Raw genomic sequence first — 14,150 nt, forward strand, 5'->3', positions numbered from 1 at the left:
TGGGCGAGGGGGTTATGACGCGTCATCTGTCCACAGCCGTGCCCGCGACCGATCCGCGTCTCGATGCGGTGATGTTGCGTTACGATATCGAGGCCTTCAACACCGCCTATGCCGAGACGCTGGACGAGCAGCGGCTGATGGACTGGGCTGAGATGTTCACCGACGACGCGCACTATGTCGTGGTCTCGCGCGAGAACTATCAGCGCAATCTGCCCGTCGGCCTCATCTACTGCGAGAACCGGGGCATGATCCGCGACCGCGCGTTCGCGCTGAAGGAGACCGCGATGTTCGCGCCGCGTTATCTGCGCCACCTGATCGCCAATCTCAGTGTCGGGCCCGAGCAAAGCGACGGCATCATCGTGGCGCGCGCCAATTACGTGGTGCTGCAGGTGCTGTTCGATCGCCCGGATGCCACGCTGCATCAGGTCGGCACTTATTATGACAAATTCCGTCGCACCGATCATGGCCTCAAGCTCGCGGAGCGGCGCTGCGTCTACGACAATCTGCTGGTGCCGAACGCGCTGTGCCTGCCGGTCTGATCGGGGATTCGTGGTCGTGAGTGGCAAAGACTTGTTGTTCAACTCGGCGCTGGACTTGCGCGAGCGTATCCGGTCGCGCCAGATATCGTCGATGGAGGCGACGGCCGCGGTGCTGCAGCGGATTGCGGACACGCAACCGACGCTCAATGCGTTCATCACCGTCGATGGCGACAATGCCTTGAAAGCGGCGGCTGAGGCCGATATGGCCGTAACCCGCGGCGACGATCTCGGTCCGCTGCATGGCGTTCCGGTTTCGATCAAGGACATTATCAACACTGCGGGCCTGCGCACCACCTGGGGCTCGCGGTTGATGGCCGACAACGTGCCTGACGCCGACGCCGTGGCGGTCGCCCGCTTGAAGAAAGCCGGCGCCATCATTGTCGGCAAGACCACCACGTCGGAATTCGCCCACAAGCTCCTGACCGACGCGCCGCTATTCGGCATCACACGTAATCCCTGGGACGTGAGCCTCACGCCGGGTGGCTCGAGCGGCGGCTCGGCGGTTGCGGTGGCCGCCGGCATGGGTCCGCTGTCGCTGGCCACCGACGCCGGCGCCAGCACGCGGCTGCCGGCGGCGCTGACCGGAATCGTCGGGCTCAAGCCGACGCTCGGCGTAATCCCGCACAACCAGGTGCCGGATGGGTTCAATAACTTCATCCATCTCGGCGTGATGGCGCGCACCGTTGCCGACACCGCGCTGATGCTGGACGTGATCTCCGGGGAACACTCTTCTGATCCGCATTCCCTGGGGCGGCTGCGCCTCGATACATTGTCCGCGCTGGCCAGCGGGACAAAAGAGATCGGTCGCCTCAAGATCGCCTGGCGGCCCCTGATCGGCAACACGCTGCTCGACGATGAGATCCGGCGTGCCTGCGAGGAGGCACTCGATGTATTCCGCGAGCTGGGCTGCGTCGTTGATGTTCGCGACGATCCGGTCGAAAACGCCGAGCCGGCGTGGCGCATCCTGCAGCAATCGAACTGGGCGGCGCGGTTCTTTGCCAGGCTGGACGACGTGGAGGCGCAACTCGATCCCAGTTTTGTCGACGGCATTCGCGCGGGCGGCGGATACTCGGGCCAGCAGCTTCTGCAGGCGACCTACAAGCGGACGCAACACTTCCGCACGGTGCAGGGCTGGTTCGCCGATTACGATCTGGTGCTGACGCCCACCTGCAGCCGGCCGCCGCTGCCCGTCACAGCGCGCGCGCTCGACCCGATCAGCATCAACGGAACTGACGCCGGCGATATGCGGCAGAGCTGGGTATCATACCTCAATCTGTTCGATCTGACCGGACATCCGGCCATCAGCATCCCCTGCGGCTTCACCGGTGCCGGCCTGCCGGTCGGATTGCAGATTGTCGGCCGCTGGCATCAGGATGCGACTGTGCTTCAGGCTGCGGCAGCCTTCGAGGTGGCGCGCCCCTGTGCGCATCACGTGCCTCCTGACCTGTAACGAATCGCCTTGCTCTCAATCAGCGTTCGGATGCAGAGATTGTTGGCCTTTGCGTCAGCAGGCTTCTTTTCCAGACGTTGACGGCCTTGTCCACCGCAGCTCCGCCCTGGAAGATGAACTCCTCGACCTTGACGATGATCGCTGGAATGTCAGGTTTTACCGCGTCGACGACCTTGTGCAGGGCCTCCGCTTCGAGCTCGGATCGCACCGTAATGATCTTGTAGTCGTAGAGCTCCGCCTCGCCGAGCAGCTTCAGCGCATTGCAAACGTCAACAATTCGAGAAACGGGAACGTGAACCAGATAATTCGCCATCAACAGCCTCCGACCGGCGACTTTGGACGAGTCTCCGCCGCTTGCCAATGTCGAATGAGGGCAGGCCGGCCATGCTGCGAAGCGACAATAAATCGCGCGCCTGTCATTGAACCAAATCTGTGATTCACGCGACTTAGGCGATGGCTTGGCGACTACGTCGCATCAGCGATAACGCCAGCAGACTGGTCGGGATCAGAATGGCGAGGCCGAGGCCCGTCACCTGCCATTGCGACAGCGGCATGATGCCGCCGCCGGGCGTCGCCAGCACGAATCCACCCAGCACCAGCAGCACACGGAGCGGCCACTCGAGCACGCCGGTGCGCCTGAGATCGCCGATGCCGACCTGATAGCCCTGAATGCCGCCGCAAATGAATAGCGTGCCGATGCCCGCCAGCGCCATCAGTCCGAGGGCTGCGAGATAGGGGCTGTCGCCCTGCAGCACCAGAGCCGGGTTGAGCACGAAGAAGAACGGCAAGAAGTAGATGATGCTACCCACCCACATGGATTCCCAGCCGGTCTTCATTGCCGGTGATCCGGCAATGCCGGCGGCTGCGAACGACGCGATGGCCACCGGCGGCGTGATCGACGACAGCATGCCCCAATAAAAAATGAACATGTGCACGGCCATGCGATTCAGCCCGAGCTTTTCCAGCGCGGGCGCAACCAGGATAGCGAGGAAGATGTAGCAGGCTGTGGTGGTCAATCCGAGCCCGAGGATCAAGCTGGTGACGGCGCACATCACGAGCAGCAGGAAGGCGTCGTCGCCGGCAATGCGCAGGAGGTCATTGGCGAGGCTGGAGACGACCCCGGTCATCGAGAACGCGCCGATCAGCAGGCCGCAGCCGGCGAGGATGCCGACAAGTTCGACAAAGGTGCGGCCGTTGGTTTCGAGGAACTTTGCGATCGTGGAGAACGTCCAGCGCGTATCCCTGGAGAACAGCTGGTTCAGGATCAACAGCAGCACCGTGGCGTAGAACGGCGCATGGCTCTCGCGCTTGAAATACAGCAACATGACGATCAAGAGCGCGATGACGAAGATATAGTACCAGCCGCTCCTGATGGTGTCCGAGATCCGCGGCAGCTCGCTGCGTGGAATGCCCTTCAGGTCATGCCGCGCGGCATAGGCGTCGACCTGGAGGAACAGGCCGAGATAATACAGTGCGGCGGGGATGATCGCCGCGACCGCAATCTCCGCGTAACTGACGTTGAGGAATTGCGCGATCACGAAGGCGGTGGCGCCCATCACCGGCGGCGCCAGCACTGCGCCGGTCGAGGCACAGGCTTCGATCGCTGCGGCATAAGACGCGCGAAATCCGCTGCGCTTCATCGTCGGAATCGTCATGGTGCCGGCCGTCAGCACATTGGAGATGATCGAGCCGGACATCATGCCGAGCAGGCCGCTGGCGAGGATACAGACTTTCGCCGCGCCCCCGCGGAACGTGCCGCACAGCGCGAATGCGATATTGATAAAAAATTTTCCGGCCCCGGTCATCATCAGCGCGGTGCCGAACACCAGGAATCCGATCACGGTGTCGGCAAAGGCCTGGATCGGAATGCCGAGCAGGCTTTCGCCGGACAGCGTGTGATAGGCAGCGGCCTGCTCCAGCGTCGATTGGGTGCCCCGGAACGGCCCGAGCCATTTGGCGTCGGCGAAAAGCGGGTAGACGGTGAAGGGAAAGACGCTGAGCAGCAGGCTCCAGCCGCCGGTTCGCCGCAGCGCCTCCATCAGCACGGCCCACATCACGAAGCCGCCGGCGATCACGGCTTTGGGCGCACCGTCGAATTCCCAGCCGGCCTGCGCGGCCTTGCGGATGTTCAGCATGAGCCAGATCGAGGCGGCGAACGTCAGCACGAACAGCACCACGTCGTACCAGGGGATGCGATCCAGCGGAGAGGTTTGTGTGCCCGGGAAAATCAGGAAGGTGAACGGCAGCATCAACGCGATCAGCAGATAGAAATATTCGGTGTTGAGCTGGGTGTAGTCGACGAAGAAGCGCAGCGCGAACTGCTGGTTGATGCATAACAGGATGGTCATCGCAGTGGCAGCGATCAACCCCCAGCGCCATCCGCCGCGCAAGCTCCGCACGCGGGTGACCTCGGCCTCCTGCATGCCGCCGGTGGCCGCATGCGGGTCATCGAACTCGATGCGCTTCGGGGCAGCATCGGGGACTGTCAGCGCTACAGGCGCGAGAGAAGGGGAGCCGTCGGGCTGCATGCTGGACATGAAGATCCCTGGATATGCTTGAGCGATGACTGCAGCGACGGCTTTGCGGCCGTTACTCCTCGAAGCCGTTCGGCATGCCAGCCTTGGCCAGCGCGGCCTGCCGCGCCGCCATCCATCCCTGCAGGAATTTCGCCTCGTCCGCGGGTGGATTGCTCTTGCCGTACTCGGCCCAAGCCGATGTCAGCACCGTCTGCCGTTTCAGGAGGCCGTTGTTGTGGGCCTCGTTGTCATCGGTCCAGTGGCCTGCTTCCTTCAGCGCCTTTGCCGCGCCGGGATGCACTGGCACGACCCAGTTCATGGTCTGGGTCTTGACCGCAAGGCCGGTCGCGCCCGGCGCACCGTCCTTGTAGGCATCGAAGTTGACGATCATCGCCTTGGTGATCGCGTACACCTGATCGGCCGGTTGCGATCCGTAGACGGTCGCGATCGGATAGGGGTAGGTGCCGAGTTCGATCGGGTTCGATGGCGAAATTCCAGCACCGCAGGTGGCGACGAGTGGATTGAAGAACGCGCCGACCCGCTTGACCCGTTCCCATCCCGCCTTGTCGGCGTGAGGCAGTGGCGGCCAGATAATGCCGCGCGGCGAATTTTCCAGCTCCCGCGCCGGTGCCGTGATGGTGGTGGCGAACGCGGCGTCGGCGTCGTTGTTAATGACGCCTTTCCACATCGCGCTGTAGCTGGCGAACTCGACGATCTTGACGTCGTTCTTGGTCAGCCCGCCAAAGGCGATGATCGCCAGCGCGTTCTGGTTCAAAGCGGGCGAGCCGACCACGAAGCCGAGCCGCTTGCCCTTGAGATCCTTGATCTGGGTGACGCCGGTGTCCCGTGCCACGCCGACCGAGCCGGCGTTGCAGTCGACCGACGACAGCGTGATCTGCAGCGGTTGTGGTCCCCATTCCTTGGCGCCGAACTCGAACACGCCTTCCTGAGCGAAATAGGCGCCTGATCCCATCCAGGAGAGCACCGCGCGGCCCGCGCGAAGCGGCGCCAGCCGCGCCACATCGTTGCCCGCCGGCAGCACGCGTACGTCGGATCCATATTTGTCTTTCATCATCTTGCCGACGGCGACCGCGATATTGAAGCCTGCGGTTCCGGTGTCATAAGCGGTGAACGACATGGTCGGCGGCAGCTTGAGATCTTGCGCGCGAGCGATCGTTGGACCGGAGAATGTCGATGCGGCAAGCGCGATCGAGGCAAGCGCAATGATCTGGCGGCTCATGGATCAAGTCCTCCCCTTGGAATTATTCTTTTGATTGTTTTCGCTGTGCGAAATTCTTATTGTCTCTCATAATCATGTCATCGCATCCGGCCGATGGCAATGCCGTCGGGCGAGCGCCGCCATCGATGCCAAACCGTCACTCAGTCAGATCGCTCAAGATACCATCACATCATTTTCAAAGCCGGTGTCGAACGTTTCTCTCAGCTGCCAAAAGAGTTCCTGCCTGAGCCTCGTCAGGTTCGGCGCGTAGAGGTAATCGAGATGCGAAGGGGGTTTGCAAAGGATGCACCTGTTCCAGGGACAAGTCCGCAATGGATTTATCGTTGCGGCGGCACTAGGATTGTGTCGCATAATGTTGGAAGGGCCGATCACGATGAGGAGCGCCGGGCACGATTGCCGTGTCGAAGGCAAAACCAATCCGGTGGGGCTTCGCACTCGGGCTGGACTGATCCGGGCCCTTTGTGTGATCCTAGCGATTGCCATGCTGCCGCTCTTGACGATCGATCCGGTCGAAGCCGCAACGCTTCGCCAGGGCATTTCCGCTTTCTCACGCCAGGATTATGCGGCGGCGACCCGGATCCTGATCCCGCTGGCGGAACGAGGCGATCCCGCCGCCCAAGCCTATCTCGGCTTCATGTTCGAGACCGGGCGGGGCGTGCCGCAGAACTATACCGAAGCTGCGTTCTGGTATCGCCGATCCGCGGAACAAGGATTCAGTGGCGCGCAATATTCACTCGGTCTTCTGTACGACAAAGGGCAGGGGGTTCCCAAGGACATCGTCGAAGCCAGCAAGTGGTTGAATCTCGCCACAGCAGCAGCGTCGGGAGACGGACGGGAATTCAGGGTGCGGATCCGCGATGCGGTGACGTCGAAAATGACGCGGGGGGAAATCGCGGTGTCGCGGCGGCGCGCGATGGAGTGGCTGCCAAACCCCGAGCGTTGACCGTTCGTCTTCGGCAACAATGCGAGAACAGGCTGCAGGCGGAGCTGCCTGGTGCCGAGATCAGCGTGCGGGTCTGGAAGGAACCACCGGCACCGGCAGGCTGGTGCCCACCAGGCGGCCATTCATCTTGGAGCGCAACTCCTCCGCGATCATATGGGCGTCGAGGGCGTCGCGAACCACCGTTGGCCGAATGAACAGGATGAGTTCGGTGCGTGAACGGGCATTGGTCTGGCGGCCGAAAGCGTCGCCGACGCCCGGAATTTGATCCAGCACTGGGATGCCCTGTCGTCCCTTGTCTTCCCGTTCACTGATCAGCCCGGCGAGCAGCACCGTCTGGCCGCTGACCACGGAAATCGAACTCTTCACCCGTCGCTGCGACACGGTCGGTGTCAGGCTCGTCGCCGGGGTTCCCGCCGCGACGTTGCTGATTTCCTGTTCGATGTCGAGCACCACATTGCCGTTGGCGTTGGCGCGCGGCAGCACGCGCAGGATGATGCCGGTGTTGCGATAGTCGATGGTATTCACGACCGTGTTGTTGGACGTGAGCACCGTCGCGCTGCCGGTAGAGACCGGCACCTGATCGCCGACCTGCAGGGTCGCCGTTTGATTGTCGAGGACGACCAGCGACGGATTGGACAGCACCTTGACGTTAGTCACGCCGTGCAGCGCGTCCAGCACCACGCGCGGCGAGGCCTCCGATCCCACCAGCAGATTGAAGCCCGGCAGCACGCGGTTGATCGCAGCTGACGTTGCCGCGCTCGCGAGATTGTTGACCAGCGATCCGGTGTCGGGTTTCAGCCCGAGATTCTGGCTGCTGAGGAAGAACTGGACGCCATAATTGAGATTGTCGTTGAGGGTGACCTCGGCGATGGTCGCTTCGATGGCGATCTGGCGCTGCGGCCGGTCGATCTGCCGGATCGTCTGTTCGATAATGCGGTGCGCTTCCCGGTTGGCGTACACCAGGATCGAGTTGTTGGTCGTATCAGCGGTGATCCGCACGTTTGGCAGGATGCCGGCAGGGCGCGCGTTGTTGGTGCCAGCCCCGCCTGCGGCGCTGAGATCCTGCGCGGGAACTCCGGTGTCTGCCGGACTCGTCCCCGGGTTGTTGGCGCCACGGATATTGGCGTTCAATGTCACCTGGCTGCCCGGACTTGCCGGCGGCACGCCGCTCAAGGCCACCAGTGGCGCCGGCGGCGAGGAGGCGGACGAGATCCCCGATCCCGGCGAGATCTGGCTGGATGCGCCGTCCAGGGTTCCGCCGGCTTTCTGCCCCACCAGAATTTCGTTGAGCAGGGCCGTGACTTGTCGCGAATTGCCGTAGCGCAGCGGGTAAACCTTGAGGTTGGTGCCGTCCATGTCGGCCTGGTCTAGCCGCGCCACCCATGTTCCGGCGCGCTTGAGGAATTCCGGCTTCTGGCTCACCACCAGAATCGAATTCAGCCGGGCGATGGGCTGGAACTTGATCATGCTCTGGGACATGCCGCCTTCGCCGGAATCCATGATCTTTTCGATCTCGGAAATCACCGGTTCCGGTGCGCTGTTGCGGAGCGGGAAAATGCCCACCGACTGGCCGCGCATCCAGTCCGCATCGAAGCTCTGAATGGTCTCGATCGCGGCATTCCGGTCAGCACCGCTGCCCTGGATGATCAGGGTGTTGCGGGCGACATCCGGGCGGATCGTATTCGCCTTGACGCCAAAGGCGTCGAGCAGCTTGAAGACGTTTTGTGCCGAGACGTAGCGCAGCGGCACGACGCTGATGCCCTGGCCCGGCTCTGCCGTCGCGGTCCGGTCGATGCCGCCGCTTCCGCCAGCTTCGTTCGCAGGGATCAGGCGATAGCCGCCGTTGCGGTCTTTTACCAGAGCGACGTTCGACATCCGCAGCGCATTTTCCAGCACATACAGCGCATCGACCTTGGGAATCGGACGAACCGACGCCAGCGTCACCGTGCCCTGGACCCGTGGATCGATGCTGTAGCCGACACCCATGATGTCGCCGAGAATGACTTTTGCGACGGTTGCGACGGGCGCGTTGTCGAAGTTGAGATCGAAGCCGCCGCCACTGCTGGCCGCCTCGTTTGCGGCTGCTGCTGAATTCGGGCCGCGCGTGCCTTCGCTCAGATAAATCGCCGGCTGCCGGGAGGCGCCGGGGCTCAATGACGTTTCACCGCTCGCGATGGTCTGGCGCGGCTCCAGGTCCAGCGCGCGGATCTTGTCGGTGATGTCCTGGGCGCGCGGATCTTTCGGATTGCTCTCCAGCGCCTGGTCCGACGTGATGCAGGCGGTGAGCAGACAACCGAAGACAAAAAGAAGCAGCGTTCCAGTCAACCCTGAACGCAGGCGCGGAAGCAGGTGAGCCACCTTCAACAAAATACGCCTATCCACGCTACGGTGAACTGAAAAACAGCAGGCTTAAGTAAGAGCAAGTTTTGCAGAAAATTGACACCTTCATTATGTTTTTGCTAAAGAATTATGTCAACAGGCTATTGAATCCGATTTCCACAAGCGATCTCTTTTCCAGTGAACAGGTTAGCGTTGAGACATTCGATGCGAGACCTTTCCGCAGAGAATTTTAGACAGCACCTTCTCGAGAAATATGCGCTGCGGTCAGCAGCGCGCGGAGGGGCTGAGAAGCCTCCCGGCTCGACAGGTGTGCGTCCGCTGAAGGACTTGTGGGAAGCAACTGATCTGTCCGCGGCCGAATTCGCTGATGAGGTATCCGACTATTGGAGCGTGGCCCGTCTCGGTCTGCCGCAACTGCTCAGTGGTATCCCATGCCTGGACGGTTTCTCGCGTCGCTTCCTGCGTGAAGCCACGCTGTTCCCGATGCAGGCGCCCAGTGGCGGTTATCGGCTTGCCGTCGCCGATCCGTCCGATACGGCGGCCATTCGCGCGGCGGAAATCGTCTTTGGCGAGCCGGTCGATATTGTCGTGGCTTCGTTCGAGGACATCACGACGGTGCTGGACCAGCGCCTGAATGCCGACGACGCGGTATCCGACAACGCTGTCAAAGGAGCCATCCAGCAGTCCGACGACGATATCGAGAGTCTGCGCGATCTTGCGAGCGGTGCGCCGGTCGTGCGTGCGCTCAACGATCTGCTGGAGCGCGCCGTGGAACTGCGCGCCAGTGATATTCACATCGAGCCGTTCCGCACCGGCCTTGTCGTGCGCATGCGTGTCGACGGGCTGCTGCGGGCCATGCCGGCGCCGGCAGGTATTCCGCCGCAGGCCCTGATCTCCCGCATCAAGATCCTGGCCAGCCTGAATATCGCCGAGCGGCGGTTGCCGCAGGATGGTGCTGCACGGGTCCGGGTCAGCCGCGCCGAGCTCGATGTTCGCGTCGCCACGATGCCGACGCAACACAGCGAAAGTGCGGTGATACGCCTGCTGCCGCGGGATCGTGGTCTGCTGGAAATGGGGAAGCTCGGCCTCTCAGTGCGGGACGAAGAGGTCCTGACCAGGCTGCTGGCGCTGCCGCACGGTATGATTGTGGTGACAGGGCCGACCGGCAGCGGAAAAACCACGACGCTCGCGACCATGCTGTCGATCCTGAACGAGCCGACCCGCAAGATCCTGACCATCGAAGATCCCGTCGAATACGAAATTCCAGGCATCAACCAGTCGCAGGTCAAACCGGCGATCGGCCTGACGTTCGCTGCTGCGATGCGCTCATTCGTCCGCCAGGATCCCGACGTGATCATGGTCGGCGAGATCCGTGACGCGGAGACCGCGCACATCGCCATTCATGCGGCGCTGACCGGCCACCTGGTGCTGACCACGCTGCACACCGACACCGCGGCCGCCGCGGTGCCGCGCCTGATCGATCTCGGCGTCGAGAGTTTTCTGCTGAAGTCCACGCTGCGCGCCGTGGTGGCCCAGCGTCTGGTTCGGGTGCTGTGCGACCGATGCAAGGTTCCGCACCGCCTGACGGCCGAAGACATCAAGAAGGATCCGCGGTTTGCGGTGATCGGCTTCGAGGCGGGCGAGGTCTTTCACCAAGCCGCCGGCTGCGAGCGCTGCGGCGGTACCGGCTATCGCGGTCGTAACGGCGTCTTCGAGCTTCTCGAAATGTCGGATGACCTCCGCAAGCTGATCGGTCCACAGACGGATTCGCATACCATTGACAGCGCCGCCATCGGCGGCGGCATGACGACGATGCTGGCGGATGCCGTCGCCAAATGCCGCGCGGGGTTGACCACGGTTCCCGAGGTCTTCCGCGTCACGACGGTCAGGTGATCCTGATGCCTAGCTATCGCTATCGTGCCCTGAACAGCCGCGGCGAACTGATCAGCGGAGCGATCGCCGCCCCCGCGCCAGGTGACGTCGCGGTACGCGTCGAGCGTCTCGGTCTGGTTCTTGTCGACACCGTCACGGTCGACGACTCCGGCGGGATGAGCTGGGCCTTCGGCCTTTTCAACCAGCCGCGCGCGGAGGATGTGACGGTCTTCACTCGGGATCTCGCGCTGTTGTTGCGCGCCGGCGCCCGGATCAATGACGGCCTCGAGCTTCTGTCGGCCGATCGCGATTTCGGGCGGCTGCGTCCGGTCGTGGCCGATGTGAGATCGCATGTGGTCGCGGGCGAGAGTTTCGCCGAAGCCCTGGCGCGGCATCCGACGATGTTTCCCGCGATTTATCTCGCACTGGTGCGTGTCGGTGAGGCCTCCGGGTCGCTTGACCAAGTGCTCGAAGTCCTGGCGGACGAGCGCGCCCGCACCGAGGCGTTGAAGCGACGACTCGGCGACGCCGCCCGTTATCCGCTGTTCGTGCTAGGCGCGGCCGGCTGCGTGCTGCTGTTCTTTCTGATGTTCGTGCTGCCGCAGTTCGGCTCCGTGCTGCAGGATTTTGGTGCGAAGATCGATCCGATTCTGGTCGGCTTCCTCGGTGTATCGGCGTTTCTGCGCGCCAATTCCGAAATCGTGCTGACGGTGATTCTGTTGATGCTGACGGCAGGCTGGCTGGTGCTGCGCCGGCCGGCGGTTCGTCGCTCGCTGTTCGATCTGCTCGCCCGGCTTCCCGGCATCCGGGATGTGGTGACCTTTTACCGCACGGCGCTGTTCTGCCGAAACCTTGGTGTCTTGCTGGGAAGCGGCGTCAATCTGACCACCACCCTTCGTATTCTCATCGATATGATGGCGGCGATTGGCTCCTCGGCGGTGTGGACGGCCGCCGCGGATCGGATCCGCCACGGCGCCAAGCTGTCGGATGCGCTGGCCGAGACGCGGGCGTTGCCGTCCATGGCGGTGCGGATGCTGCGGCTCGGTGACGAAACCGGGCAGCTTCCGATGCTGGCCGGACGGATCGCTGAATTTTATGAGGCGAAGCTGCAACGCACGCTCGATCGCATTGTCGGGATTGCGGGACCCGCAGCCATCATTGTCATCAGCGCCGTTGTCGGCGGCCTGATCGTTTCGGTCATGACCGCACTCATGTCAGTCAGCCAGATCGTCGGCTGAGGGTAACCAGGAGATGATGATTGTGGGTCGAGACCTTGCCAAAAAAAATTCTCTGCGCCGGCGTCGACGGACCCAGGCCGGCTTCACGCTTGTCGAAATGCTGGTCGTCATCACGATCATCGGGATGATCATGGCGCTGGTCGGACCGCGCGTGCTCAATTATCTCGGTCAGTCGAAGATTAAGGCGGCCAAAATCCAGATCGACAGCTTTTCCAGCGCGCTCGATCTCTATTATCTCGACCTCGGCCGATATCCGACAACAAACGAAGGACTGGCCGCCCTGGCCCAGGCGAATGCCAAACCGGGCTGGAACGGGCCCTATTTGCGCGGTGGCGTTGTTCCAAAGGATCCCTGGGGCAACAACTACGTCTATCGTTCGCCGGGAGAGCGCAACCCCTACGACATCATCTCGTTCGGATCGGACGGGCAAGAAGGCGGAAGTGGAACAGCAACCGACATTGCGAGTTGGCAGCGCTGAGCAGGCTGGCACGCGCGGCGGTTTCGCGCTGATCGAAATCGTGTGCGTCCTGGCCATCATCGGATTGCTCGCCGCCATTATTCTTCCCGCGATTCCGCGGGCGACCTCGCGCGCAAAGCTTGAAAGCTACGCGGTGGAAACGGCGGCGTTGCTGAAGGCGGACCGCAGTGCGGCGTTGCGGCGAAGGATCCAGGTGGTGACACGGGTCGACGCCGCGACGCGCTCGATACGCTCCGGCGTCAGCGGTCGTGTCATCCGGTTACCGGGCGACGTCTCTCTCAACACCCTGCTGGCATCGCGGTGCGCCGATCGGTCCGCCGGCGCGTCGATCGATTTCTTTCCGTCCGGAATGTCGTGCGGAGGTGTCATTGCACTGACGCGCCCTGGCATCGGTTATGAGGTTCGCGTCAACTGGCTGACCGGAGGAATCGACATTGTTGCGCAAAAGCCGCTCTGACGACCGGGGTTTCACCCTGATCGAGGCTTTGGTCGCCCTCGCGATCGTTGCCGCGGTCTTGTCGTCGATCGGAGCCGTGATTGCGACCACCACGCGTGGCTCGCGCGGCATCGATCAGCGCCTCGCTCTGGCCGGCGCCGCGGAAACCTTGATGGCGACTTTGCCCGGGCGGCTGCTCCTGAAGAGCGGAAGCCAGTCGGGCGAACTGGCCGACCAGCGGTGGCGGATCGATGTGTCACCGATGACGCCGGCGGACGACGATCCGCAAGCCGGTCGATGGATGCCAGTGGTGGTGACCATGCGCCTGCAGGGGCCCGGCGGAGCCAGTGTTCAGGCCACCACGGTGCGTCTGGTGCCGAGGGCGGGACAATGAGATCCTCGCAGGAGGTTGCGGCAGGGAACGAGGCCGGCTTTACGCTGATTGAAGTGTTGCTGGCGACTCTGTTGATGACCGTCATCCTTGGCGCGCTTGTGACCGTCACGGCGCAATGGCTGCCGAACTGGAACAGAGGGATCGCGCAGGTCCAGCGGGCCGAACGGCTGGCGCTGGGTCTCAACCGCATCCTGGCCGATCTGTCGGTGGCCGAGATGGTGCCACTGAACGGCGAAGCCAAGACGCCGCTGTTCGAGGGGGCCGAGTTGTCCGTCACCTTCGTGCGGACCGCGGTTGGTCCCAACATGCGGCCCGGGCTTGAAGTCGTCCGCTTCCTCGAAAAAGCCGATCAGCAGGGGCTTGCCATGGTCCGCGAGCGCGCGCCCTTCGCGCCGCTGCGGGAGGATGAGCAACTCCGATTTGCCGACCAGGTCGTTCTGGTCCGCTCGCCCTACCGGGTGTCGTTTTCCTACGCGGGGCCGGATCAGGTCTGGCAGCGGACATGGCGCGGTCTCGGCCGCCTGCCGGATACGATTCGCGTGACCGTCCGCGACGCGGCGACGGCACGAGTGCTCGCGGTTTCCAGCGCCGCCATCGTCCGCGTCAACGCGCCGGCCGACTGTGCGCGAGCGCGGGATCCGAAGTTCTGCCTGAGTGAGCTGTCCAATCCTGGCAAGCCTGGAAGGGAGGCTCCTCTCTGAGGA

13 protein-coding genes are annotated in these 14,150 nt (G+C 63.1%); 9 read left to right on the forward strand and 4 right to left on the reverse strand.

Features of this window, described 5'->3' with window-relative positions; genetic code table 11:
* Positions 1–14 precede the first annotated feature (14 nt).
* Together RS897_RS17735 and RS897_RS17740 are read left to right on the forward strand one after the other, a co-directional pair.
* Positions 15–539, forward strand: a complete 525-nt coding sequence (locus RS897_RS17735) for an aromatic-ring-hydroxylating dioxygenase subunit beta (protein WP_315837813.1) — start codon at positions 15–17, stop codon at positions 537–539.
* A gap of 16 nt (positions 540–555) precedes the next feature.
* Positions 556–1,989, forward strand: coding sequence for an amidase (locus tag RS897_RS17740; protein WP_315837814.1), 1,434 nt, complete (start codon positions 556–558; stop codon positions 1,987–1,989).
* A 19-nt stretch (positions 1,990–2,008) separates the two neighbouring features.
* On the opposite strand, the gene RS897_RS17745 is transcribed toward RS897_RS17740, so the two are convergent.
* From RS897_RS17745 to RS897_RS17755, 3 genes are all read right to left on the reverse strand, one after another.
* The gene (locus RS897_RS17745) at positions 2,009–2,302 is read right to left on the reverse strand and encodes a hypothetical protein (protein ID WP_315837815.1); all 294 of its coding nucleotides are present in this window, start codon (positions 2,300–2,302) and stop codon (positions 2,009–2,011) included.
* Between the two features lie 133 nt (positions 2,303–2,435).
* A complete protein-coding gene (locus RS897_RS17750; RefSeq protein WP_315838670.1) occupies positions 2,436–4,412 on the reverse strand; it encodes a TRAP transporter permease in 1,977 nt (658 codons plus the stop codon).
* 166 nt (positions 4,413–4,578) lie between these two features.
* Positions 4,579–5,745, reverse strand: coding sequence for a TAXI family TRAP transporter solute-binding subunit (locus tag RS897_RS17755; RefSeq protein ID WP_315837816.1), 1,167 nt, complete (start codon positions 5,743–5,745; stop codon positions 4,579–4,581).
* Positions 5,746–6,028: 283 nt separating this feature from the next.
* Here RS897_RS17755 and RS897_RS17760 point away from each other — a divergent pair, with 283 nt between their 5' ends.
* Complete coding sequence (locus RS897_RS17760; protein ID WP_315837817.1) at positions 6,029–6,688, forward strand: tetratricopeptide repeat protein; 660 nt, start codon at positions 6,029–6,031, stop codon at positions 6,686–6,688.
* 60 nt (positions 6,689–6,748) lie between these two features.
* Here the strand turns inward: RS897_RS17760 and gspD are convergent, their stop codons facing one another.
* Complete coding sequence (gene gspD / locus RS897_RS17765; RefSeq protein WP_407654506.1) at positions 6,749–9,052, reverse strand: type II secretion system secretin GspD; 2,304 nt, start codon at positions 9,050–9,052, stop codon at positions 6,749–6,751.
* A 180-nt stretch (positions 9,053–9,232) separates the two neighbouring features.
* Between gspD and RS897_RS17770 the strand changes: the two genes are divergently transcribed.
* Genes RS897_RS17770 through RS897_RS17795 form a run of 6 tightly spaced genes read left to right on the forward strand, consistent with a single transcriptional unit; the run spans position 9,233 to position 14,147 of the window.
* On the forward strand, positions 9,233–10,921 hold the full coding sequence (locus tag RS897_RS17770; RefSeq protein WP_315837818.1) for a GspE/PulE family protein: 1,689 nt from the start codon (positions 9,233–9,235) through the stop codon (positions 10,919–10,921).
* Positions 10,922–10,926: 5 nt separating this feature from the next.
* The gene (locus RS897_RS17775) at positions 10,927–12,138 is read left to right on the forward strand and encodes a type II secretion system F family protein (protein ID WP_315837819.1); all 1,212 of its coding nucleotides are present in this window, start codon (positions 10,927–10,929) and stop codon (positions 12,136–12,138) included.
* A 16-nt stretch (positions 12,139–12,154) separates the two neighbouring features.
* Positions 12,155–12,616, forward strand: a complete 462-nt coding sequence (gene gspG / locus RS897_RS17780; RefSeq protein WP_315838672.1) for a type II secretion system major pseudopilin GspG — start codon at positions 12,155–12,157, stop codon at positions 12,614–12,616.
* Positions 12,579–13,073 (forward strand): prepilin-type N-terminal cleavage/methylation domain-containing protein, encoded by a 495-nt coding sequence (locus RS897_RS17785; protein ID WP_315837820.1) that lies wholly within the window; start codon positions 12,579–12,581, stop codon positions 13,071–13,073. The genes gspG and RS897_RS17785 overlap by 38 nt, the downstream gene beginning before the upstream one ends.
* Positions 13,051–13,446: a prepilin-type N-terminal cleavage/methylation domain-containing protein gene (locus tag RS897_RS17790; RefSeq protein WP_315837821.1), complete on the forward strand. Its 396-nt coding sequence runs from the start codon at positions 13,051–13,053 to the stop codon at positions 13,444–13,446. Before RS897_RS17785 ends, RS897_RS17790 begins: the two co-directional genes overlap by 23 nt.
* A complete protein-coding gene (locus RS897_RS17795) occupies positions 13,443–14,147 on the forward strand; it encodes a PulJ/GspJ family protein (RefSeq protein WP_315837822.1) in 705 nt (234 codons plus the stop codon). The genes RS897_RS17790 and RS897_RS17795 overlap by 4 nt, the downstream gene beginning before the upstream one ends.
* Positions 14,148–14,150 lie beyond the last annotated feature (3 nt).

The sequence above is a fragment of the Bradyrhizobium prioriisuperbiae genome (assembly GCF_032397745.1).
GTDB lineage: Bacteria > Pseudomonadota > Alphaproteobacteria > Rhizobiales > Xanthobacteraceae > Bradyrhizobium_A > Bradyrhizobium_A prioriisuperbiae.